At 73.2% G+C, this 22698-nt stretch carries 17 protein-coding genes; 7 read left to right on the top strand and 10 right to left on the bottom strand.

Features of this window, described 5'->3' with window-relative positions; all coding sequences use genetic code 11:
* Positions 1-110 precede the first annotated feature (110 nt).
* The 5 genes from ABZ215_RS37050 to ABZ215_RS37030 all read right to left on the bottom strand — a co-directional run bounded on the left by ABZ215_RS37050 (position 111) and on the right by ABZ215_RS37030 (position 6578).
* The gene (locus tag ABZ215_RS37050) at positions 111-269 is read right to left on the bottom strand and encodes a hypothetical protein (RefSeq protein WP_020417663.1); all 159 of its coding nucleotides are present in this window, start codon (positions 267-269) and stop codon (positions 111-113) included.
* Between the two features lie 25 nt (positions 270-294).
* Positions 295-2637 (bottom strand): hypothetical protein, encoded by a 2343-nt coding sequence (locus ABZ215_RS37045; protein WP_354955164.1) that lies wholly within the window; start codon positions 2635-2637, stop codon positions 295-297.
* Positions 2630-3553: a thiopeptide-type bacteriocin biosynthesis protein gene (locus ABZ215_RS37040; RefSeq protein WP_354955162.1), complete on the bottom strand. Its 924-nt coding sequence runs from the start codon at positions 3551-3553 to the stop codon at positions 2630-2632. Before ABZ215_RS37040 ends, ABZ215_RS37045 begins: the two co-directional genes overlap by 8 nt.
* Positions 3554-3773: 220 nt before the next feature.
* The gene (locus ABZ215_RS37035; protein ID WP_354955160.1) at positions 3774-6122 is read right to left on the bottom strand and encodes an acetyl-CoA acetyltransferase; all 2349 of its coding nucleotides are present in this window, start codon (positions 6120-6122) and stop codon (positions 3774-3776) included.
* A 45-nt stretch (positions 6123-6167) separates the two neighbouring features.
* Positions 6168-6578 (bottom strand): VOC family protein, encoded by a 411-nt coding sequence (locus ABZ215_RS37030; protein WP_020417667.1) that lies wholly within the window; start codon positions 6576-6578, stop codon positions 6168-6170.
* A 100-nt stretch (positions 6579-6678) separates the two neighbouring features.
* Between ABZ215_RS37030 and ABZ215_RS37025 the strand changes: the two genes are divergently transcribed.
* Positions 6679-7296 carry a histone deacetylase gene (locus tag ABZ215_RS37025; RefSeq protein WP_354955158.1) on the top strand — a complete coding sequence of 206 codons (618 nt, stop codon included), beginning with the start codon at positions 6679-6681 and terminating at the stop codon, positions 7294-7296.
* Here the strand turns inward: ABZ215_RS37025 and ABZ215_RS37020 are convergent.
* Both ABZ215_RS37020 and ABZ215_RS37015 read right to left on the bottom strand, forming a co-directional pair.
* Positions 7290-8162, bottom strand: a complete 873-nt coding sequence (locus ABZ215_RS37020; RefSeq protein ID WP_020417669.1) for a sigma-70 family RNA polymerase sigma factor — start codon at positions 8160-8162, stop codon at positions 7290-7292. The genes ABZ215_RS37025 and ABZ215_RS37020 overlap by 7 nt on opposite strands.
* A 19-nt stretch (positions 8163-8181) precedes the next feature.
* Entirely contained in the window at positions 8182-10449 is a 2268-nt protein-coding gene (locus ABZ215_RS37015) for a SpoIIE family protein phosphatase (protein ID WP_354955156.1), read from the bottom strand.
* 144 nt (positions 10450-10593) lie between these two features.
* Here ABZ215_RS37015 and ABZ215_RS37010 point away from each other — a divergent pair, with 144 nt between their 5' ends.
* Positions 10594-15111, top strand: a complete 4518-nt coding sequence (locus ABZ215_RS37010) for a HAMP domain-containing protein (RefSeq protein ID WP_354955154.1) — start codon at positions 10594-10596, stop codon at positions 15109-15111.
* Positions 15112-15175: 64 nt separating this feature from the next.
* On the top strand, positions 15176-15559 hold the full coding sequence (locus ABZ215_RS37005; protein ID WP_020417672.1) for an STAS domain-containing protein: 384 nt from the start codon (positions 15176-15178) through the stop codon (positions 15557-15559).
* On the opposite strand, the gene ABZ215_RS37000 is transcribed toward ABZ215_RS37005, so the two are convergent.
* The gene (locus ABZ215_RS37000; RefSeq protein ID WP_354955152.1) at positions 15526-16323 is read right to left on the bottom strand and encodes an inositol monophosphatase family protein; all 798 of its coding nucleotides are present in this window, start codon (positions 16321-16323) and stop codon (positions 15526-15528) included. The two genes, ABZ215_RS37005 and ABZ215_RS37000, sit on opposite strands and share 34 nt — an antisense overlap.
* A 79-nt stretch (positions 16324-16402) precedes the next feature.
* Here ABZ215_RS37000 and ABZ215_RS36995 point away from each other — a divergent pair, with 79 nt between their 5' ends.
* Positions 16403-17353 carry an Lrp/AsnC family transcriptional regulator gene (locus ABZ215_RS36995; RefSeq protein ID WP_354955150.1) on the top strand — a complete coding sequence of 317 codons (951 nt, stop codon included), beginning with the start codon at positions 16403-16405 and terminating at the stop codon, positions 17351-17353.
* Here ABZ215_RS36995 and ABZ215_RS36990 read toward each other — a convergent pair.
* Positions 17345-18265, bottom strand: coding sequence for a LysR family transcriptional regulator (locus tag ABZ215_RS36990; RefSeq protein ID WP_020417675.1), 921 nt, complete (start codon positions 18263-18265; stop codon positions 17345-17347). The two genes, ABZ215_RS36995 and ABZ215_RS36990, sit on opposite strands and share 9 nt — an antisense overlap.
* Positions 18266-18488: 223 nt before the next feature.
* Between ABZ215_RS36990 and ABZ215_RS36985 the strand changes: the two genes are divergently transcribed.
* Together ABZ215_RS36985 and ABZ215_RS36980 are read left to right on the top strand one after the other, a co-directional pair.
* The gene (locus ABZ215_RS36985; RefSeq protein WP_354955148.1) at positions 18489-19706 is read left to right on the top strand and encodes a Glu/Leu/Phe/Val dehydrogenase dimerization domain-containing protein; all 1218 of its coding nucleotides are present in this window, start codon (positions 18489-18491) and stop codon (positions 19704-19706) included.
* Between the two features lie 343 nt (positions 19707-20049).
* The gene (locus ABZ215_RS36980; RefSeq protein WP_354955146.1) at positions 20050-20553 is read left to right on the top strand and encodes a nitroreductase family protein; all 504 of its coding nucleotides are present in this window, start codon (positions 20050-20052) and stop codon (positions 20551-20553) included.
* Between the two features lie 4 nt (positions 20554-20557).
* Here the strand turns inward: ABZ215_RS36980 and ABZ215_RS36975 are convergent, their stop codons facing one another.
* On the bottom strand, positions 20558-21346 hold the full coding sequence (locus tag ABZ215_RS36975) for an ATP-binding cassette domain-containing protein (protein ID WP_354955144.1): 789 nt from the start codon (positions 21344-21346) through the stop codon (positions 20558-20560).
* Between the two features lie 61 nt (positions 21347-21407).
* Between ABZ215_RS36975 and ABZ215_RS36970 the strand changes: the two genes are divergently transcribed.
* Positions 21408-22313: a LysR family transcriptional regulator gene (locus ABZ215_RS36970; protein ID WP_354955142.1), complete on the top strand. Its 906-nt coding sequence runs from the start codon at positions 21408-21410 to the stop codon at positions 22311-22313.
* The last annotated feature ends 385 nt before the right edge of the window (positions 22314-22698 follow it).

Here is a 22698-nt window from a genome sequence, read left to right as displayed (position 1 = left end):
GCACGGCCGCCCCGGCATCGGGTGCGGCCGTGCTCGCTTCCTGCTGCTCGGCCCAGGTCGTGAGGACCGTGGCGGCGGCGCCGGTCAGCTCCCGCGCCATCCCGTACCGGTCAGCACACGAACCAGCTCGCATCTTCGTCGCCGCAATACCCGCTGCACAGCAGCAGGGAGGGCGGCTTACCGGTTTCCGGGTCCCCGGAACTGCTGATCCGCGCGTCCAGCCGCTCGACCAGACCGTCCAGTTCGGACAGCTCCAGCGTCGACTCCATGATGAACTCCTTCCGTTGGTTTCCTCTACCCACCGACTGCGGTGGTCTCTGGGGCGCGCCGCGCGCGCCGGGTGGTGATCCGCTGCCAGGCGGCGGTCACGTCGTCGGCCAGCCGGGACGGCGAGGCGCCCAGCGGCAACCGCACCACGGCCTGCGCCGCTCGCCGCAATCCGTCCACATCGGACACCGTCAGGTCGTCGGGAGCGGGCAGCATCTCCTCCAGCACCAGGCCGCCGACCGCGGGGTCGGCCAGCATCCGGTCGAACACCCGCAGCGTGGCGACGCTGTCCAGGTCGACCGGCTGGGACCGGCGGCCGTCCCGGGCGAACACCCACCGCGGCGCGCCGGTCACCAGCCGCAGGTTCGCCAGTGCCCGCATCCGCGCGAACCGGTCGCCGCCCGGCTCCGGCAGCACGTCCCGGCCCGCGAACACCGTCGCCGGGGCGATCACCAGGTCCGGGTCGACCAGCAGGCGCGGTGTGCGGGCGCGGCCGGGGAAGGCGGCGCGCGGATCGCCGAACCCGTGCGACACCGCGAGCCGCCGGGCCGGGGACGCCGCGGTGAGCAGCGAAACCACCAGGTCCCACGGCGGCGGTGGCCGCCGGGTCGCGTGGTAGACCGGCCACAGCACCTGGCCGGCGCGGTCCTCCGCGATCACGCCACGCGCGTCGCGGCGGAGCGTGATCTCGTCCAGCGGCAGGTAGCGGCGCATCCCGGCCGGATCGTCCACATAGGTCGCCGGGTCGGCGTCACCGGTCCAGGTTCGCGTGTAGCGCGGGCGGCGCACGGTGTTGGCGCCCTGGCTGCCCTGCGGCGGCACGAGCACCTCGACGAGCTCCGCGCCGCACCGGGCCGCCGTCTCGGTCAGGAACGCGCGGTGCGCGCTGACCTGCGGGACCTCGCCGTGCAGGCTCTGCAGCGCGGCGGCGAACCGCGCGTCCGTCACGCCCGCCGGGGTGACGGCCTCCAGCACGGCCCGGCTTTCCGGCAGCGGGCGGAGCAGGCAGTCGACCGGCCACGGCGACGGCCGCGCGGGCGGCGCGCCCAGGTAGTCCAGCACCGCCGGGCCGAGTTCGATCTCGCTTTCGTCGGCGTGCCGGGCCATCCACTCGCACAACCGCTGGTAGGTGGTCCGCGGCCGTGGTTCCGGCCACGCCGAGCCGGGCAGGGCGGGCCGGGGCGGCTCGCCGGAGTCCAAGGCCTCCGCGACGATTTCCGACAGCGGCCGGGGGTCGGGGGCGACGAGGTCGAGCGCGGGGTGCGACCGACGGTCGGCGATCACCGCGGCGAGCCGTCCCGCGTGCGCGACCAGCTCGGGCAGCCGCGACGGCACCGGGACGCCGCCGTGCGCGCGCCGGTAGACGTCGGTGAACCCGTCGCCGGGCTCGGCGGCGACCCGCCAGCGGTGCAGCCGCCCGGTCGGCGCCGACGACACCTGCACGAGCCCCAGCTGCGCCAGGTGCCGCAGGAACTCGCGCAGCACCGGCTTGCGCCGCGCGTCCGGCGCGAGCAGCGTGACGACGTCCCGGGTGCGCATCGCCCGCGCGCCGAGAACCCGGCACAGCGCGTCCACCACCGGCGTGCGCCGGATGTCGCCGCGCCGCACCGCGTCCGGCCCGTCGTGGTCGGCGACGTGCCAGCACAGCCGGTCGCCCTCCGTCCACCGCAGCGCCGTCAGGCTCAGCCACGCGTCCGGCAGGACCGGGGCCGCGGTCAGCCTGCGGCGGTCCTCCTGGATGTTGGTGAGCCGGTGCACCGCGTGGTCGCCGACCGTCAGCGGGCCAGGGCCGGTCCCGGCCAGGGCGACGTGTGCGAGCCAGCCGCGCGGGGTGGTCTTGAACGCGGCCCGGAACAGCAATCGCAGCAGGTAGTCGGCGCGTTTGCGCAGTGCTTTGCCGGTCCACGGCTCACCGGCGGCGAGCCGGGCGCGGATGTCCTCGACGACGCCGGGCGCGGTGGCGGCGACCATCCGGGCCGCGGCGGGATCGGCGGTGATCAGGTCCCACACCAGGCCGTGGTGCATCCGGGCGGTCCGCTCGACCGCGTCGTGCAGCGCGGCGGTCTCGGCGGCCAGCGCGGCGCCCCACTCGGCGATCCGCGCCAGCGGACGGTAGTCCAGGTCCCCGGGCTGGACGAACTCGCCGCGGTGCAGGCGGCGCCGGACGTCGAGCGCCTGCCGCCGCGCCTCGCGCGGCAGGGCCGGGACCAGCTCCGCGCCCATGCGCTCGGCCACGTCCGCGGCGCACGCGCGGTAGGCGGTCTCGGCGCGGATCAGGTGACGCATCCGTTCGGTCAGGTCGGGCGTGCCGAGCGCGGCGGGCAGCGCCGCGGGCAGGCCCGCCACCCTCACCAGTGCGGGATCAGTCATCGCCCGCCGCCAGCGACTCGGCGATCAGGACCTGCCTGCCGAAGCTCAGCTTCCCGCGGTTCCAGTGGAACACCACGTAGTAGCAGGCCGCCTCGCGTGGGCCGACCCGCGCGCCGTCCGCGGTGAAGTAGTGGTTCCACCACCCGTCGAGCAGCGGCCGGACCTCCTCGGCGTGCCGCTCGGCCAGCCGCCGGGCAGGCCCGGGCACGGTGGCCGCCAGCTCGTCCGGGTGGTGCCACCACCGGCGCAGGCCCGCCGCGGCGACCGCGGTGTCGACCGGCTCCGGGTGCCGCCGCCCGGTCTCGCGGACCCGCGCCCACACGTCCCGGTCCTCCCAGCCGGCGATCCGCAGCCCGTCGAAGACGCCGCGCAGCATCAGCATCGACAGCGCCCACTGCGGGCAGCCGGACGGCCGGGTGTGGTGGTCGAGCCAGGTCAGCGAGTCCACGGTGAACAGCCGGTGCGCCCACGCCATCGAGCGGGGACCGCCGAACAGGTGCGCCTCCGGCTCGTACACCGACGGCACCGCCCTGGTCACCAGGCCGATGTCCTGCCACAGCCGGATCCGCTTGCGCAGCAACGCTTCCACGTGCTCGGCGTGCCCGGGCGCGGGAGCGAGGCGCAGGCGCAGCCCCGGCGGCTTGTGCATCACGAAGAAGTCGTCGATCGTCTGCTGCCACAACCAGTCCCGTGCCAGCGCGGCGATCGCGCCGTGCAGTTCCGGCAGATCCGGCGTTTCCAGGCCCCACTGCACCCACCGGTCCTCCTCGGCGGCGAGCGCGGCCGCGCCCGCGGTGAGGAATGTGGTGAACTCGCGGCTGGTCCGCCCCTCGGACAGCGCGCTGACGCAGTCGGCGAGGAAATCCCGCATGGGCACGGACTTCTCCCGCAGGCGCACGGTCGCAGGCACCGCCATCTCGCCTCCCGAAAGGAATTCTCGAAACGGTTTCCGGAAATGCGGAAATCCGTATTCAGTCTGTGCCGGGAGGCGGACGGCGGAAAGTGCGGGAACGGCTTTTCGCCGGGTCGAACGACCCCTGAACGTGGTGACCTGGCGAGCCGCGTCCGGCGCCGGGACACAGGGTCACGGCGGCCGGACGCGGTTACTCACACCGGTCAGCGCGGAACCGCTCGGGTCAGCGGTTTCGCCACACCGGTTTCCTTTTCTGCGCGAACGCCGCCGGTCCTTCGAAGGCGTCCTGGCTGACGAGGAGTTCGTCGAGCGCGGGCGAGGGGTGCCGGACGGCTTCCACGGTGTCCGCGAACCCGTCCGCCTCCGCCATGATCCGCAGCGAGGTGCGCACCGACGTCGGCGAGCCCTCCAGTATCGCGGCGGCCAGCTCGCGCGCGACCGCCAGCGCTTGCCCGGCCGGCGTGACCCGGCTGACCAGGCCGTAGGACTCGGCCTCCGCGGCGGACAACCGCCTGCCGGTGAGGATCACGTCGTTCGCGACCTTCGGCGGGATCGCGCGCGGCAGCCGCACCAGGCCGCCCGCCGCGGCGACCAGGCCGACCCGGACCTCGGGCAGGCCGAACTGCGCGGTCTCGTCGGCGACCACGAGGTGGCAGGCGAGGGCGATTTCGCAGCCGCCGCCCAGTGCGAAGCCGTTGACCGCGGCGATCACCGGTTTCGGCAGGGATTCGCGGCTGGTGAGCCCGGCGAACCCGTTCTTGGGCACCCACATCGGTTTCCCGCTCGCGGAGTAGACGAGGTCGTTGCCCGCGGAGAACGCCTTGTCGCCGGCGCCGGTGATGATCGCGACCCACAGGTCCGGGTCGGCGAAGTAGGCGTCGAACACCTCGTCCAGCTCGGCATTGGCAGGCGGGTGCAGGCTGTTGCGTGAATCCGGGCGGTTGATGGTGACTTCGAGCAGGTGCCCGTCGCGGCGCACCAGGATGTGCTCGTAGTCGTCGCGGAAGCCCGGCGCGCGCGGCGGGAACAGCTCGGCCATCCGCTCGGCCGTCTTCGTGACCCGGTTGCCGAACCCGAACGAGCGCACGTGGATCTTGCTGCCGATCGGCTCGCCGTCCAGCAGCCTGCCGAGCGTCTCCTCGTCCTTGGTGGAGGCGAGGAAGCGGCGGCCGTCGTCGAGCCGTCCGATGACCACGGCGCTGCCCGCGGCGTGCTGGACGGTGTAGGTCTCCAGCGTGGCCCAGCCGTCCGGGTGCACCGTGGTCGGCACCGCGGGGCGCGCGTCCAGCTTGGCCTGCAGTTCGGCGCTGCGGCCGGGCCGCCACGGCGCCGGGGTCGTGGAGTACACACCGGCGGAGTACTTGGACAGCATGCCGCCGTTGGCGCCGACCAGGCCGAACGCGCCCGGCTGCGCGCGCAGGCGCACGACGGTCTCGGCGATCGCGTGTGTGGAGTAGTTGTTGCCGGGGCCGCCGAAGAACGGCAGGCCACCCGTGACGGTGAGGCCGCGCGGGTCGTCCGGGGCCAGGCCGAGCCCGTCGCAGACGGCGAACACGGCGACCGGGAAGCAGCTGTACAGATCGATGGTGGCCAGGTCGCCGACCCCGATGCCGGCGAGGTCCAGCGCGTGCCGCACCGCCATCACCGCGGCTGGCGACCCGCTCAGGTCCTCGCGCTCCAGCAGCGGCTGTTCCTCCAGGTCGGCGTGGCCGTGCAGGAACACCCACTTGTCCTCGGGCACGCCGAGCCGCCGCGCGGCGCCCACCGACATCAGTAGCACCGCGGCGCCCTGGTTGACCTGCTCGCGGGCGATCAGGAACCGCGTGTACGGGTCGGCGATCGGGCGGTTGCGCTCGGTCGGCGTCGCCAGCTCGCGGGCGTCGCGCCGCACCGGCGCGGCGGCGTGCGGGTTGGCCGCGGCGACCGCGGTGAAGGGCGCGAACAGCTCGCCCATCGCGAGCGCGTAGTCCTCGCGGGACAGGCCGAGCCGGGCGCGGCGGGCGTTCTCGAACAACGCGTACTGGCTGGTCGGTTCGAGCAGGCCGTGCGCCAGCATCTGCCGGTTGGCCAGGCCCTTCAGCCCGAACCCGCGGTCCTCCAGGTGGCCGTCGACGTGCTCGGTGAAGTCCGGCTTGTCGTCGGCCTGCTGCAGGTGCCGGACCGTGGAGATGGCCTCCGCGCCCACGACCAGCGCGACCTCGGCCCCGCCCGCGGCGATCGTCCCGGCCAGTTCGGTGACCAGGTGCTGGGGCGACTGGCCGCCGGTGACCTCCAGGATCGCGCGGGCGGGCGCCGCGCCGACGCGGTTCGCGACCGAGCGCGGGAAGTTGTCCGACCGGCCCAGCGGTGAGTGCGAAATCGGCGTGGAGATCTCGAACTGGCGGATGCCCGCGACGGTGTCGACGGCGGACGCGACGTCACCCGGGTCGGCGCCCGTGTCGGCGAGGGCGTCCCGGGCCGCCGCGGCCGCGAGTTCGACCGCGGACAGCCCGCGGTAGCCGGCATCGTCGATGCGCTCGGACGCCTGGCCGACGCCGACGAGGACCGGCGTCCGGTGATCGAGAGAGGTCATACCGAACGGTAACCCGGCGGCGCGCTCTCGATCACCGCTTCCGGATCACGAACTCTGTGCGATGTTGACCATCCACGAGACCCCGAACCGGTCCAGGCACGCGCCGAACTCGTCGCCCCACATCTGCTTCTCCAGCGGGACGGTGACCGTGCCGCCGTCGGACAGCTTGTCCCAGTAGCCGCGCAGCTCGTCGGCGTCCTCGCCGCTGAGGCTGATCGACATGTTGTTGCCGGGCTGGTGCTCCATGCCGGGCGGGGTGTCCGAGGCCATCAGCGTGAAACCGCGCTCGGTTTCGAGCTGGGCGTGCATGACCTTGTCCGCGTCGGCGCCTTCCATGCCGCCGAAGTCGCCGAAGGTGTTGAGGTTGAGCTCGCCGCCGAAGACCTGCCGGTAGAACTCCATTGCCTGCCGCGCGTCGCCGGCGAAACTGATGTACGGGTTGAGCCGCGAAGCCATTTCCGGGTCTCCCTCCATCGCGAAGGGGGCCAATCCTCGCAGACCGCCCTGCCTGCGACAACACCCTGCGGGGTAGGAAAAACTCCGCCAGAATCGGCCCGTGACCGGGTCGGTTTGGTACGTGGGTTACGGGTCCAACCTGCACGCCGCGCGGCTGCGGTACTACCTGGAGGGCGGCACGCCGCCGGGCGGGCGGCGGTCGTGCCCCGGGTGCCGTGACCCGCGTCCGCCGGAGCGGATCGTCGCCCATTCGATGCCCGGCGCGGTGTACTTCGCGACCGAGTCCGCGACGTGGGGCGGCGGCCGCGCGTTCTACGACCCGTCGTTGCCGGGAACCGCGGCCGGCCGGGCGTACCTGCTGACGGTGGGGCAGTTTTCGGACCTGGCGGCGCAGGAGATGTACCGCGCGCCGGACGGCGACCTGGACCTGACGACGGTGCTGTCGGCGGGCCGGGACGTCCTGGGGCCGGGGCGCTACGAGACGTTGCTGCACGTGGGCGACCTGGACGGGTTCCCGGTGCTGACGTTCACCGCTCCGTGGGCCGCCGACGAGGTGCCGTGGAACCCGCCGTCGGCGGTGTACCTGCGGATGCTCGGCGACGGGTTGCGGGAGTCGCACGGCTGGCCGCCGCCCCGCGTGGCCGAGTACCTGTGCGGCCTGCGCGGGGCGGCGGGGTTCTGGTCCGTGGACGAGGTGGAGGCGCTGCTGGCTCAGTAGGCCAGCTCGGCCAGGCGCTCGGGGTCGGAGATGATGTCGATCGCCGCGATGAGGTCGTTCACCACGGTGAACGCGAAGAGCGTCTGCGGGCGGCCGTCGCGCAGGATGAGGCGGCCGGCGACGCCGTTGACCAGCACCGGGACCGGCTGCCCGCCCTGGCCGGACTGCCGGAAGGTGAGCGCCTGCCCGGCCACCGCCTCGGCCCCGCGCACCAGCCGGGCCGCGCCCGCGGGCAGGGTGGCGGCCTCGGCCCGCAGCACCACGTCCGGGTCCAGCACGCTGACCAGCGCGGCGAAGTTCCCGTCCCGCGCGGCGGCGAAGAACGCGTCCACCACCTCGCGCTGCCGGGTCACGTCCCCGTCCGGCACCGTCGGGCTGCCCTGGATCCGCCGCCGGGCGCGGCTCGCCAGCTGGCGGGCCGCGGCCGGGGTCCGGTCCACGATCGGGGCGATCTCGTCGAACGGCAGCGCGAACATGTCGTGCAGCACGAACGCCAGCCGCTCCGCCGGGTCGAGCGTGTCCAGCACGACGAGCAGCGCCAGCCCGACCGAGTCGGCGATCAGCGCCTGCTGCTCGGGGTGCGAGCCGTCCTCCGGGACGATGATCGGGTCCGGCAGGCGCTCCGGGTACTCCTCGCGGCGCGACGACCGCGACCGCAGCATGTCCAGGCACACCCGGCCGACCACGGTCGTCAGCCAGCCGCCGAGGTTGCGCACCTCGCCGGCGTCGCTGCGGCTGAGCTTCAGCCACGCCTCCTGCACCGCGTCCTCGGCCTCGGTCAGCGAACCCAGCATCCGGTACGCCACCGCTCGCAGGTGCGCCCGGTGCGACTCGAACCGCTCGGCCAGCCACTCGTTCTCGGTCATACCGCTCTGACGGATCCCGTCACGCCGATGTGACCGGCTGGGAGACCCGGATCACGATCAGGCACGAGTCGTCCTCGGTGTCGGACGTCGCCTCGGCCAGCAGCTGGTCGCTGATCCGCTCCACGTCCGCGCCCGCGTGGCAGGCCGCGGCGGCCAGCCGGTCCAGGCTGTCGTCGAGCAGCACGCCACGCCGTTCGATCAGCCCGTCGGTGAACAGGACCAGCGTGTCCGCGGGCCGCAGCTCCAGCGTGGTCTCCTCGAACCGGGCGTTCGGCCGCGCGCCGAGCAGGATCCCGCGCGGCAGGGACAGCTGCTCGGCCACGCCGTCGCGCACCAGCATCGGCGGCAGGTGCCCGGCGCGCGCCCAGGTCAGCGTCCGGCTGTCCGGGTCGTACAGCCCGCACAACGCGGTGCCGGTGACGCCGCGGTTGACCGTGAACGTCGTGGTGTTCAGCCATTCCAGCAGCCGTCCGGGGCTCGCCCCGGTCACGGCCAGCCCGCGCAGCGCGTTGCGCAACGCGATCATGCCGGTGGCCGCGCCGATCCCGTGCCCGGCGACGTCGCCGATCACGAGCAGGATCCGCCCGCTCGGCAGCACCGTCGCGTCGTACCAGTCGCCGCCGACCTTGTGCTCCTGCGCCGCGGGCCGGTACCGGACCGCGACGTCGAGCCCGTCCATCTCCACCGGCCGCGCCGCCGACGGCAGGATCGCCTGCTGCAGTTCCCGCGCGATCCGGTTCTGCTGCTGGGCTTCGTGTTCGGTGTCGGCCAGCCGGTCGCGCGTGGCGTTCAACGCGACTTGGCTCTGGTACTGCGCCGACAGGTCCTGGTAGATCCCGCGCACCGCGACCAGCTGCCCGCTCTCCGACAGCACCGGCTCGCCGTGCGCGCGGATCTGCCGGTGCGTGCCGTCCGGCCGGATCAGCCGGAACACCGTCGCGGCCTCCTGACCCGCCAGCAGCGTGGTCTGGAACGCCTCGGCGATCGGCAGGTCGTCGGGGTGGACGTAGGTGCACAGCTCGTCCCACGCGACCGGGCCCGCCGACAGCGGCAGCCCGAACAGCTCGAAGGTCTGCTCGGTCCAGGTCATCTCGCCGGTGAGGACGCTGTGCTCCCAGCTGCCCAGCCGCGCGATGTGCTGCAGGTTGTGCAGCAGCTGCGCGAGCCGGTGGTCGTCGTGCCCGACGGTCAGCACGATCCGCACCCCGTCCAGGAACCGGGTGATCCGCACGTCCACCGTCGCGGGGGTGGCCGCGCCGCCGGTCCGGGCGACCAGCGGGACCGGCCCGAGCCGCGCGCTCGCGCCGGTGGTGAGCACCTCCACCGCGCGGTCGGCGAGCCCGTACGCGCACAGCAGCGGGTACGCCCTGGTCAGCCCGCGGCCGACCAGTTCCGCGGGCTGCCGCCCGTGCGGGTCCTCGAAGTCCTCGCCGACCTGGGCGACCTCGAAGTCGGTCACCTGGCCGGACTCGTCCGAACGCGGCCGGGCGAACAGGCCGGAGTCCAGCAGGCCCACCATCGACGGCAGCGCCCCGGCCGGCTGCGTGCCGAGCACGATCTCCCGGCCGCACAACGCGGCGAGCGCGGTGAGCCGTCGTTTCTGCTCCGGCGGGAACAGCGGCAGCGGCGCGGCCCAGACGAATTCCACCACGCCGGCGATGCTGCGCGAGGTGGTCACCGGGATCACCGCCCGCGCCCCGCGCCGGTCGTCCGCCGGCAGCGGCACGGCGGGGGCGAATCCCACCTCCGGGATCCAGTGCGGACGCCGTTCCCGTGCCGCCCGCTGCGGCAGGCAGTCCATCAGCACCGGGATGTGCCGCCAGCGGCTGGCCTCCAGCAGGCCGAGCCCGCTGTGCCCGGCGAGGGCCAGCGCGCCGTCCGGCCGCACCTGCCACACCGCGACCGCGGCCGCGCCCGCGGTGCGCCGGACTTCCTCCAGCAGAGCCGAATTCTCCGCGGAGGCGTCGGGCAGCCGGGCGAAGTCGGGAGCGCTGTCGGGCTCGCACGGCGCCCGTGGCGGCCGGACCGCGCCCGCGACCAGGTCCGCGGCCAGCTCCGCGACGGTGATCCCGGTGCGCGCGGCCAGTTCGGTGAGGTGCGTGGCGGCCTCGGCGGGGGAGTAGCCGAGCCGTTCCACGAGGATGCCTTCGGCGACCGGGACGAGCAGCCCGCCGTCCCGTTCGGCGCGCAGCCGTTCGATCTCCTGCTGCTGGCACTCCACGACGGCGGCGAGCCCGGCGACGCGCGGATCGAGGTCGCTGGTCTGCGGCGGGTACTGGGCCGTCACTCGAGCCCCTCGGTCGCGGTGGGCGGACGAAACAAGTCTAGTGAAGTGGCGCTGGGATACGTGTCGCGCTACCAGTAGATTCCTCTTCTGCGGGGATTGTTCGCAAGAGCGGTTCCCAGAGCCTCACGGAATCGGAGTGCGCTGATGGCTGAGAGCCGGACCGCCCAGGCCAAGCGGGACCCGGGCCGGGGCGGTGAACGGGAGCTGGCCGATCCCCGGCTGCAGCAGCTGCTGGCCGGGCTGACCGCGGTGCGCGACGGCGATTTCGGAACCCGGCTGCCGCAGGTCGGCGACGAGCTGCTGGACGAGATCGCGGCGGTCTTCAACGGCATGGTCGACCAGCTGTCGGTGTTCACGTCCGAGGTGACGCGGGTGGCGACCGAGGTGGGCACCGAGGGCAAGCTCGGGGGCCAGGCGCGGGTGCCCGGGGTGTCCGGGACCTGGGCGGACCTCACCGATTCGGTGAACGCGATGGCCGGGAACCTGACGGCTCAGATGCGCGACATCGCGCAGGTCGCGACCGCGGTGGCGAAGGGCGACCTGTCGCAGAAGATCACGGTGGACGTCCAGGGCGAGATCCGGGAGCTGAAGGAAACCATCAACACGATGGTGGACCAGTTGTCCTCGTTCGCCGACGAGGTCACGAGAGTGGCCCGTGAAGTCGGCACCGAAGGAATTCTCGGCGGTCAGGCGGAAGTCCCCGGCGTTTCTGGAACCTGGAAGAACCTCACCACTTCGGTGAATTTCATGGCCGGAAATCTCACCGATCAGGTGCGCAACATCGCTCAGGTGACCACCGCCGTGGCGCGCGGTGATCTGTCGCAGAAGATCATGGTCGACGCGCGCGGGGAAATCCTGGAACTGAAGAACACCATCAACACGATGGTGGACCAGCTCTCGTCGTTCGCCGACGAGGTGACGAGAGTGGCGCGCGAGGTCGGCACGGACGGCAGGCTGGGCGGGCAGGCGCAGGTGCCCGGTGTCGGCGGAACGTGGCGGGCGCTCACCGATTCGGTGAACTTCATGGCGGGCAACCTCACCGATCAGGTGCGCTCGATCGCCTCGGTGGCCACCGCGGTCGCCGACGGTGACCTCTCCCAGAAGATCACCGTCGACGCGCGCGGCGAGATCCTGGAACTGAAGAACACCATCAACACGATGGTCGACCAGCTGTCGGCGTTCGCCGACGAGGTCACGCGCGTGGCCCGCGAGGTGGGCACCGAGGGCCGCCTCGGCGGTCAGGCCGACGTCAAGGGTGTGTCGGGCACCTGGAAGGCGCTCACCGAATCGGTGAACGTCATGGCCGCCAACCTGACCGACCAGGTGCGGTCGATCGCCGACGTGACCACCTCCGTCGCCAAGGGCGACCTGACGCAGAAGATCCGCGTCGACGCGCGCGGCGAGATCCTGGAGCTCAAGGAAACCATCAACACGATGGTCGACCAGCTGTCGGCGTTCGCGGACGAGGTCACGAGAGTGGCCCGCGAAGTGGGCACGCACGGCAACCTGGGCGGCCAGGCCAACGTCCGCGGGGTGTCCGGCACCTGGAAGGACCTGACCGACAACGTCAACGTGATGGCGTCCAACCTGACCAGCCAGGTGCGCTCGATCGCGCAGGTGGCCAGCTCGGTGGCGCAGGGCGACCTGTCGAAGAAGATCACCGTCGAGGCCAAGGGCGAGGTCGCCGCGCTGGCCGACACGATCAACACGATGGTCGACACGCTCGGCGCGTTCGCCGACGAGGTGACCAGAGTGGCCCGCGAGGTCGGCACCGAAGGGATCCTCGGCGGCCAGGCCCGCGTGCCCAACGTCGCGGGCACCTGGAAGGACCTCACCGACAACGTCAACTCGATGGCGAACAACCTGACCAACCAGGTGCGCAACATCGCCCAGGTGACGACCGCCGTCGCGGACGGCGACCTGACCAAGAAGATCGACGTCGACGCGCGCGGCGAGATCCTCGAACTGAAGACGACGATCAACACCATGGTGGACACGCTGGGCTCGTTCGCCGCCGAGGTGACCCGCGTGGCGCGCGAGGTGGGCAGCGAGGGACGGCTGGGCGGCCAGGCCGAGGTCGAGGGCGTGTCCGGCACCTGGAAGCGGCTCACCGAGAACGTCAACGAGCTGGCGGGCAACCTGACCCGCCAGGTGCGCGCGATCGCCGAGGTGGCCAGCGCCGTGGCCACCGGCGACCTGACCCGCTCGATCTCGGTCGAAGCGCAGGGCGAGGTCGCCGAGCTCAAGGACAACATCAACTCGATGGTGCGGTCGCTGCGCGAGACCACGCACGCCAACCAGGAACAGGACTGGCTCAAGACCAACCTGGCGCGCATCGCCGGGTTGATGCAGGGCCACCGGGACCTGGCCACCGTCGCCGAGCTGGTGCTGGACGAGCTGGTGCCGCTGGTGAACGCGCAGCAGGGCACGTTCTTCCTGAGCAGCGGGCAGAACGGCAGCGGGCGGCTGCGGCTGATCGCCACCTACGGCGCGCACTCCACCGAGGAGCTGGTTCGGGAGGTCGAGGTCGGTCAGACGCTCATCGGGCAGGCGGCCCGCACCCGGCGGCCGATCATCGTCGACAAGACCCCGCCCGGGTACGTGCGGATCTCCTCCAGCCTCGGCGAGGCGCCGCCGGTGAACCTCGTCGTGCTGCCGGTGACCTTCGAGGACCGCACCCTCGGCGTGATCGAGCTGGCCTCCTTCGAGCGGTTCACCCAGGCGCAGCGCGACCTGCTGGACCAGCTGGGCGAGACGATCGGCGTCAACGTCAACACGATCGTGGCGAGTTCGCGCACGGACTCGCTGCTGGAGGAGTCGCAGCGGCTCGCCGCCGAACTGCGGGTCCAGCAGGAGGAACTGCAGCGCTCGAACGCTGAGCTGGCCGAGAAGGCGGCGCTGCTGGCCCGCCAGAACCGCGACATCGAGGTCAAGAACACCGAGATCGAGCAGGCCAGGCGGGAGATCGAGGAGCGCGCCGAGCAGCTCGCGCTGGCCTCGAAGTACAAGTCCGAGTTCCTCGCGAACATGTCGCACGAGCTGCGCACGCCGCTCAACAGCCTGTTGATCCTGGCGAAGCTGCTCGCGCAGAACCCCAGCCGCAACCTCACCGCCAAGCAGGTGGAGTACGCCGAGGTGATCCACTCGGCCGGTTCGGACCTGCTGCAGATGATCAACGACATCCTCGACCTGTCCAAGGTGGAGGCCGGGCGGATGGACATCCACCCGGAGCCGTTCGCGCTGAACCAGCTGCTGGACTACGTCGAGGCCACGTTCCAGCCGCTGACCGCCGAGAAGGGACTGACCTTCGCGGTCACCGCCGACCAGGACGTGCCGCGCGAGCTGGTGACCGACCAGCAGCGGTTGCGGCAGGTGCTGCGCAACCTGCTGTCCAACGCGGTCAAGTTCACCGACCACGGCCGGGTCGAGCTGCACGTGCGGATGGCCCGCGAGGAGGAGCTGCCGGCGGGCACCAGCGGCCCAGTGGTGGCGTTCGCGGTCACCGACACCGGCATCGGCATCGCGAAGGAGAACCTGAGCGCCATCTTCGCCGCGTTCCAGCAGGCCGACGGCACCACCAGCCGCCGCTACGGCGGCACCGGGCTGGGGTTGTCCATCAGCAACGAGGTGGTCTACCGGCTTGGCGGCGAGATCCGCGCGGAGAGCGAGCTCGGCGAGGGCAGCACGTTCACGTTGTTCCTGCCGCTGGGCAAGTCCCCGGACGGCCTGCCCGCGCCCGCGGCCGCCGAGGTCGAGGTGCCCGAGCCGGCGTCGGAGGCCGCGCGCGAGACGCACGGCAAGCGGCAGGTGCTCGTCGTCGAGTCGGCGGGCACCGGGCTGCTGTCGCTGCTGGCGAGCAGCGCAGCCGCCGACCTCGCCGACACCCACGGCACGGTCACGGTCGCCACGGTGAGCACGGCGGAGCAGGCGACGAACGTCCTGCTCAGCCGCCCGCACCACTGCGTCGTGCTGGACGTCAGCCTGCCCGAGGGCGGCGCGTTCGCCGTGCTGGACGCGCTGGCCGACCACCCGGACCTGTGTTCGGTCCCGGTGCTCGCGCACCCGTCCCGCAAGCTGACCCCGGACCAGGAGAGCCTGGTGCAGACCCGCGCGGCGATGCAGCCGCTGGAGCTGCTGCCCTCGCTCGACGAGCTGCGCGAGCGGATCGCGCTGCACCTGTCCGCCGACCAGCCGGACGACGTCATCCCGCTGACCCAGCCGCGCACGCCGCTGCCGTCGCTGACCCGGCCGGTCGACGACCGTCCGGTGGACGAGCCGTTGCGCGGGCACAAGGTGCTGATCGTGGAGGACGACCCGCGCAACGTGTTCGCGCTGCGTGGCGCGCTGGAGAGCTACGGGCTGGAGGTGCGGCACGCGGTGAACGGGCGCAAGGGCATCGACGTGCTGCTCGCCGAGGACGGCATCGAGCTGGTGCTGATGGACGTGATGATGCCGGAGATGGACGGCTACGCGGCCACGGCGGCGATCCGGGAGATCCCGCGGTTCGCCGACATGCCGATCATCGCCGTCACCGCGAAGGCCATGCAGGGCGACCGGGAGAAGGCGCTCGCGTCCGGGGCCAGCGACTACCTGACGAAACCGGTCGACGCGGAGGAGCTGCTCCAGTGCCTGCGGCGGTGGCTGCCGGAGGTGCGGGCCTGACCCGGGCGGCGGATCCGGCGAAGGAGGTGTTCCGCCAGGGCGCGCGGAAGTGGAGGATGGGTGCGTGCAGGCACCCGATCCACTGAACCCGCGCGATCCGGCCGTCGACCCCGTCGACGGTGTCGCGGTCGCCGTCGAACGCCGCGGCAAGGCCGTGGTGGTCCAGGTCAGCGGCGAACTCGACCTCCTGACGACGCCGCGGCTGGACGACGCGGCGAGCCGGGCGCTGCGCGAGCAGCCGTCGCTGCTGGTGCTCGACCTGACGGGGGTCACGTTCCTGGGTTCGGCCGGCATGGCCTCGCTGGTCGCCGTGCGGCAGGCCGCGGGGGACGACCTGCCGATCCGCCTCGCCGCCGCGGACCCGGTCGTCGTGCGCGCGATGGAGGTCGTCGGCCTCGACGAGGAGTTCCCCCTCTACCCGACGTGCGAGGACGCGCTGGCCGGCTGACCGGCGAGCAGCCTGCGCAGCCCGGCGTGCAGGGCCGGGGCGGCGGCCAGGAACGAGGCCGCGCCCGGCCGCCACACTGCGCCGCCGGTGTCGGTGACGGTGGCACCCGCTTCGCTCGCGACGAGCGCGGCTCCGGCCAGGTTCGCGTCGTCGTGGCCGAACTGCCAGAACGCGTCGATCCGGCCGGAGGCGACCTCTGCCACCTGCCACGAGGTGGGGCCGAGGTTGCGCACCGCGCCGACGGCGGGCAGGACGTCGCCCAGTGAACGGCCGGCCAGCGCCGCCGCTCCGGCTCCCGGGAACGGCGGCTGGGACGTGGTGACCAGGGCGGCGGCCAGGTCGGTCTGCGCGGACGGGGTGACGGGTCTGCCGTCGAGAGTGGCGCCGCGGCCCCGCTCGGCGCGGTAGGTCTCGCCGCGGACGGGGTGGTGCAGCACGGTGGCGACTGGTTCGCGGTGGCGCACGAGCGTGATGCTGACGCACCAGTACGGCAGCCCGCGCAGGTACTGCACGGCGCCGTCGGCGATGTCGACCACCCACGAGGTCGTCCCGGCGGGCAGGCCGGTGCCGAACTCGTCGGCCCACGGGATGCCGGGCAGAAGTGTGCCGAGCCGTTGCCGGAGAAGGGGTTCGGCGGCGCGTTCGACCTCGGCGAAGGTGGTGCGGAACTCGTCGAGCGTGCGGGCCGGGGGCGGGGTGGGCAGGCCGCGGAGGATCTCGCCGGTTTCTTCGGCGGCGGCGGTGATGCCATCGAGGAGGTTCACGAGTCCGAGTGTCGGAGCTCGCGGCGGATCGGTGGGCTCGTCAGCCGGTTTCCGAGCGAGATCGTGCGAAACTCGGCTCGTGGTGGCTGATCCGGCTCTCGACGGGGATGATCTGCGGCTGATCGAGGCGCTGCAGTGCGACGGCCGGGTGACGGTCGAGCAGGCGGCGCGGGTGCTGGGGTTGCCGGTGCGGGCGGTGCAGCGGCGGATGCGCGTGCTGCTCGGCGACGGTGTGGTGCGCGTGGTCGCGGTGCCGCCGGGCGCGCTGGCGCGGGGCGTGGTGGTGCTGCGGATCCGGGTGCTGCGCGGGAAACTCGACACGATCACGGCGGCCCTGGCGGCCAGGGAGGACATCCCGCTGGTGGACGTGTCGGCCGCCGGGGACGAGATCCTGGCGCTGTTGCTGGCCGGTCCGGATACGCGTCATCGTCTGGTGTTCCGCCAGCTCCCCGCGACCAGCGCCGTGACCTCCGTCGAAGCGCAGACGGTGATGCACGTGTTCAGCGACGCGACCGACTGGCGTCTCGGCGTGCTGTCGGACGCCGAGCGAGCCGCGCTGGGTTGCGGTGGGCAGGCGGCGGAGCGCCCCCTGGACGACCTCGACCGGGCCGTGCTGCGCCTGCTCGGGGAAGACCTGCGGCTGCCTGCCGCCACGATCGCCGCCCGGCTGGGGCACCCGGAGTCCACCGTGCGGCGCCGCCTGAGCGCCCTGCGCGCCGACGGCCGGTTCGTGACGCAGGCGTTCGTCGACCCCGCGCGGCTCGGGCTGACCATCGACGCGAACCTGCTCATGCGGGTGCCCCCGGACCTCCTCGACCGGGCGGGCCGCGCGCTGGCCCGCCACCCGGCCGTCCACGGCGCGATGGCGACGACGGGCGCGTCGAACCTCCACGCCGCCGTGTGGTTGCGAGACCTGGAGCACCTGTACGCGTTCATCACGCAGGACCTGGCCGCGCTGGGGGTCACCGAGGTGGAGACGGTGCTGATCGGTGCGTCGGTCAAGCGGCCCGGGAAAGCCCTTTCACGGTAGTGGCGCCGCCGCGCCCAGGCCCCGCTCCGCGGCCGCCGCGCGGACCGCGTCGATGACCAGTTGCAGCGACGGCCGTGCGGACGCCGTGCGGTGCGCGATCGACACCGTTCGCATCGGCGGTTCCGTCAGGGCCACGATGTCCACCCCGGGCGGCCGCAGTGACAGGCCCAGGTCCGACACCAGCGTGACCCCGAGCCCGGCGGCGACCATCGCCAGCGCGGTCGCCTGCTCTCCGACCTCGTGGTTGATCTTCGGCTCGAACCCGTGCCGCTGGCACGCCAGCCGCACCGCCCGGCCGAAGTGCGAGCGCGGCCCGGCGAGGATCCACGGGTGCTCGGCCAGCTCGGTCAGGCTCACCGTGGTGGCGGGCACCGCGCCGCGCGGGACCGCCGCGTGCAGCCGTTCGACCGCGATCACCACCCGGGTCAGCGCCGGGTCCCACGGCATCGGGTAGTCGGAGTAGTCGATGACGAACGAGAAGTCGAGCGCGCCGTCCCGCACCGCGCCCGCGGTTTCCTCCGGCGCCAGCTCCTTCGTGCGCACCTCGATCCCCGGGTGTTCCCGCGCCAGCGCGGACAACGCGAACGGCAGCAACCCGGACGCCACCGACGCCCACACCCCGGCGGTCAGCCGCGCGGTGACGCCTTCCTGCGCCTCCTCCAGCGCCATGGTGGCCCGTTCGACGGACTTGAGGATCTCCTCGGCGTGCTCGGTCAGCACCACGCCCAGCTCGGTCAGCTGGACCCGCCTGCCGAGCCGCTCGAACAGCTTGGCCCCGACGTCCCGTTCCAGCTGCGCGAGCTGCTGCGAGACGGCCGATGCGGTGTAGTGCAGGGCGGCCGCGGCCGCGGTGACGGTTCCGCGGCGGTGCAGCTCCCGAAGCATCCGCAACCGGTGCAGCGAAAGCTCCATGCAGCCCAGGGTAGGTAAGGATCACCTGCTGTGCAGGGAACGTGAACGGAACCGTGCATGATCCCTAACTGGACGTCCCCGCCGACCCTGCCGCACCCTGGTGTCAGCGGGAATGGATCTCCCGATTCCACCCAGACCGGCGACCGAAGCCACCGCGCGTGGCGGAGGCGGGCTGTGCTGCGCCCGGAATCGGCGACAGGCTTGGAGGGCACAGTTGACCACGATGCAGGATCCGCGGGGGCTCACCGGCGAGCGGAGCGTCCCGCGCACGCACGAGCCGATGCTGCGGCTGACCTGGACCGACCCGGTCACCGGCACCCACGGCTACCTCGTGGTGCACACGCTGGTCTCCGGCCTGGCCACCGGCGGCACCCGGATGCGGGCCGGCTGCACGCTGTCCGAGGTCGAGGACCTGGCACGCGGCATGGCGGCCAAGACCGCGACGTTCGACCTGCCGGTGGGCGGGGCGAAGGGCGGGATCGACTTCGACCCGAAGGACCCGGGGGCCGTCGGGGTGCTGGAGCGGTTCTGCCAGGCGATGCGCCCGTGGCTGGACGCGCACTGGGTGACCGCCGAGGACCTCGGGGTGCCGCAGCACCTCATCGACGACGTCTTCGAACGGCTCGGGCTGGAGCAGTCCTACCACGCCGCCATCCGCCGGTCGCCCGATCCGGCGCGGACGCTGCGGCGCGTGCACGCCGGGCTGAACGCGCCGGTGCCGGGCGGGCTGCTGCTCGGTGACGTGGTGGGCGGTTACGGCGTGGCGCAGGCCTGTCTGGGCGCGGCGAGCGCGTGGGGCTGGGAGCCGGCCGCCACGACCGTGGCGATCCAGGGCATCGGCACGATGGGCGGCGGCGCGGCCTGGTACCTGCACGAGGCGGGCATGCGGGTCGTCGCGGTCGCCGACGCGGCCGGGACGCTGTACGACCCGGCGGGGCTGGACGTGCCCGCGCTGCTGGAGCTGCGGGACGCCTACGGCGAGGTGGACCGCTCGCGGCTGCCCGGGTCGGTCCGGCAGCTGCCGCGTGACGCGGTGGTCGGGGTGTCGGCCGACATCCTGGTGCCGGCGGCGATTTCCTACGCGCTGACGCCGGACAACGTCCCGGAGGTGGCGGCGAAGGTCGTGGTGGAAGCGGCCAACGCGGCGACCACGCCCGAGGCCGAGGCGATGCTCGCCGCGCGGGGGATCCCGGTGGTCCCGGACTTCGTGGCGAACGCGGGCGCCGCGGCGTGGGCGTGGTGGCTGCTGCTGGGGCAGGTGGGCGCCGACCCGGTCGACTCGTTCCACCGGCTGCAGACCGAGATGCGGTCGAAGGTGGCGCTGCTGCTGGCCGCCTGGTTCGCCGACGGGATCCCACCGCGCACGACGGCGCAGGAACTGGCCGCGGCGAACCGCGCGGCGCGCCTGGCCGCGGGGGACGTCGGGGTGACGATCCCCTGAACACGCGCCCAGAGTCCGGCCGCGCGCGACGGTGGAAGGAATCGCCGCGGCGAGGCGACCTCGGGTCGAGACCCTGAACGCGCTGAAGGGCCCTCCGCGACGGTGCGGAGGGCCCTTCACTGCGTGTCGACACGTTAGTTCCGGCCTGGTTCGCCGACGGGGAGGTGAACCAGGGCCGGTATCCAATCGGCGTTGCGGCCTTCGGAGCCGCCGTCGGCGGGACCGTAGGGCCTCGACCTCGTAGTGCCCGGGCACCTCGGGGTCTGCCACTCACAGTGCCCGATCGCCAGGGGCCGATCCAGGGCCGAAGGTCCCTTTTCACCCGTCCGGCATGCTCTGGGCCATGGACCACCCGCTGCGCGCCATCCGCGCCACCCGAGTGTTCGCCGACCGGCCGGTGCCAAGGGACCTCGTCGTGGACCTGGCCGAGACGGCGCGCTGGACCGGTTCCGCGCGCAACCGCCAGCCGTGGCGGCTCGTCTCGGTGACCGACCCAGCGGTGCGCCACGCGCTGGCCCGCCTCGGGCAGTACGCGTTGCCGCTGGCGGCGGCCCCGGTCGCGCTCGTGCTGCTGTCCGACTCGGAAGCCGGTGCGGACACCGAATTCGACCTCGGGCGACTGTGCCAGACACTCGTCGTCGCGGCGCACCTCGCCGGCCTCGGCAGCTGCCCGGTCTCGTTGTACCCCAACGCCAACGCGGTGGAAGCCGCCGCGCTCACCGGCCACGGGCACCCGTGGCGCGCGCACCACGCGCTCGCGCTCGGCTGGCCGGGGGAGCGTCTGCGTGGCCGCTCCGCCGTGCCGGTCGGGCGCAAGGCCTTGGCGGACGTGTTCGTGGAGCTGTAGCCCGTCAGACGAGCGGCTCGGCGCGGGCGGTCCAGCGGCCCTCGGTGCGGGTGATGCGCACCGGGTGGTCGAAGCACTTGCTGATGTGGTCCGTGGTCACCACGTCGTCCGCCGTCCCGGACGCCAGGCACTGGCCCTCGCGCAGCAGGAGCGCGTGCGTGGTGCTCGCGGGGAGCTCCTCCAGGTGGTGGGTGACCAGCACGGTCGCCAGCTCCGGGTGGTCCCGCCGCAGAACGTCCACACTGGACAGCAGCTGCTCGCGGGCCGCGACGTCCAGGCCGGTCGCCGGTTCGTCGAGCAGCAGCAGGCGCGGCGACGGCATCAGGGCGCGGGCGATCAGCGCCCGGCCGCGTTCGCCCTGGGACAGGGTCGGCCAGCGGGCGTCGCGTTGCCCGGCGAGGCCCAGCATCCGGATCAGGCGCTCGGCGCGTTCCCGCTCCGCCGCGGCCGGCTGCCAGCGCGGCACCAGTTCGGTCGTGTTCGTCAGTCCGGTCAGGACCACCTCGAACACCGACAGCGGCGAGGTCAGGGGGTGCCGCGGGTTGATGTGCCCGAGGAACGACCGCAGCTTGCGCATGTCGACCCGGCCCAGCCGGTGCCCGAGCACGTCGACCGTCCCGCGCGTCGGGTGGGTGAGTGCCCCCAGCAGCCCGAGCAGCGTGCTCTTGCCCGCGCCGTTCGCGCCGAGCAGCGCCCAGTGCTCGCCCTCGTGCACCGTCAGCGAAATCGACCGGAGCAGGTACCGGCCGTCGCGGACGAGATCGACATCGCTCACCTGCAGCACGGGCGTCATGCCCGCACCGTACCAAGTCCTCAGACGTCTGATGAAAACGGACATCCGATAACCTCCCGGAATGGATCGGGTGGAGACGCGAGAACTCGCCTACTTCGTCGCCGTGGCGGAGACCCTGCACTTCGGTCGCGCCGCGGAAGGGCTGGGACTGGCCCAGCCGGCTTTGTCGAAGGCCGTGCGGTCGCTGGAACGGCGGCTGGAGGTCACCTTGTTCGACCGCACGAGCAGGCGGGTCGAGCTCACCCCGGCCGGCGAGGTCCTGCTCGACGAGGCGCGGAAGGCGCTGGCGGCCGTCGCCGCGGCGGCCCGGCGCACGCAGCGGGCCGGGCGCGGCGTGCCGTACCTCGCCCTGGCCGCCAAACCCGGCGGTGACGCGGGGCTGCTGCCGCCGATCCTGCGCCGGTACGAGAGCGACCCCGCCGCGGTGCCGGTCGAACTCGTCACCGCGCACGAGGACAGGGTGTCCCTGCTGCGCGACGGGCGCGCCGACGTCGCCCTGCTGCACACGCCCTTCGACGACGCGGGTGGCCTGGAGGCGGAGGAGCTGCGCGCCGAGCCGAGGTCGGCGCTGCTGCCGCCGGAACACCGCCTGGCGCGGCGGTCGATCCTGCAGCTGAGCGACCTGCGCGGCGAGCCGGTCGGGCGGTGGGCCGGCTACCCGGACGACGGCGGCGTCGAGGTGACGGACCTGGCGAAGCTGCTGCGGGTGACCTCGCGCGGGCGGGCCGTGGCGCTGCTGCCGCAGTCGGTGCTGGACGCGCTGGACCACAACCTGGTGACGGTGCCGGTGGTGGACGCCGCTCCGGCGCGACTGCTGCTGGCCTGGCCGCAGGGCGCCCGCTCACCCGCGATCTCGGCACTGGCCAGGGCGGCGCGCGAGGTGGCGGCGGAACACCGGACGGCCGCCAGGCCGGGTCCGGTGCGGGCTTCGCGCCCGAGGATGGCTGAGCGGGCGAGCGGACGCTGATCCGGCTCGTCGCACAGGGCCTACGTGCACCTGCTCGCGCGTGAGCGGCGGCGGCTCGCGCCCGGGCGGGCGCTGCGTCGTGGCCTGGGCCTACGTCCCGCTGGGCACCCGTCCGATGGCGCCCAGCAGCACGGCGCTCGCCTGGTCGTCCGGGTCCGGGAGGTAGCCCCGCGGCCGGGCCGGTGCGGGCTTCGCGCCCGAGGATGGCTGAGCGGACGCTGATCCGGCTCGTCACGCAGCGCCTACGTGCACCTGCTCGCGCGTGAACGGTGGCCGTACGCGCCCGGTTGGGCGCTGTGTCGTGGCCAGGGCTATGTGCGGCTGAGCACCCGTCCGACGGCGCCCAGCAGGACGGCGCTCGCCTGGTCGTCCGGGTCCGGGAGGT

The sequence above is a fragment of the Amycolatopsis sp. NPDC006131 genome, assembly GCF_040614175.1.
Lineage (GTDB): Bacteria > Actinomycetota > Actinomycetes > Mycobacteriales > Pseudonocardiaceae > Amycolatopsis_E > Amycolatopsis_E tucumanensis.
The sequence above is the reverse complement of the archived record's forward strand: the minus strand, read 5'-3'. Positions and strand labels throughout refer to the sequence as shown.